Raw genomic sequence first — 611 nt, forward strand, 5'->3', positions numbered from 1 at the left:
GAATTGTGGAGGAAGCTGCGGCCGTTGATTTCGGCGTCGACGCGTCCGGCAATGAGATCGAGGTTGATCTCTTCGCTCTTCTGGTATTCTCGGATTTCCGCGACATCCTTGAAGTAGCTCTTTGCAAACTCGGCGGAGACCGACGCCGTTTGAACGCCGATGACCTTTCCTTTGAGCATTTTCCGCATTTCTTCGATCTTTGCCGGGGCGTCGGCGCTCGTCACGGTCAGTGTTCCGTCCTTTCCGGGTAGTGCCTCCAGCGGGCTGCCCTTCAAGGTGGCGAAGACATTACCGGTACCGCCGTAGGGGATGGAGAAGCTGATGACTTCCTCTCGCTTCTTCGTGATCGACATGCTCGCCATGATCACGTCGAATTTACCGGCATTCAACGCAGGCAGCATGCCGCTGAAATCCTGCACTTCAATCGAACATTTCAGCTTCATCTTGTCGCAAAGAACCTTGGCGAATTCGACTTCGAAGCCTTCAACCGTTCCATCGGATTTCGAGAGGCTGTAGGGCGGAGATTCCCCGTCTGTGGCGATCCGCACCGTCGCCGGGATCTCGGCTCGGACAGAGCCAAAAGTCAGTATTGCGAGCGAGAGACCGAGGGC

General features: G+C 56.1%; 1 protein-coding gene. It reads right to left on the reverse strand.

All coding sequences use genetic code 11. From position 1 onward, the window contains the following. Positions 1-611: transporter substrate-binding domain-containing protein (locus AC1DT3_RS23515; RefSeq protein WP_477467560.1), on the reverse strand; the 611-nt coding region annotated here is incomplete at both ends.

The organism is Microvirga sp. P4_G7 (assembly GCF_056401005.1).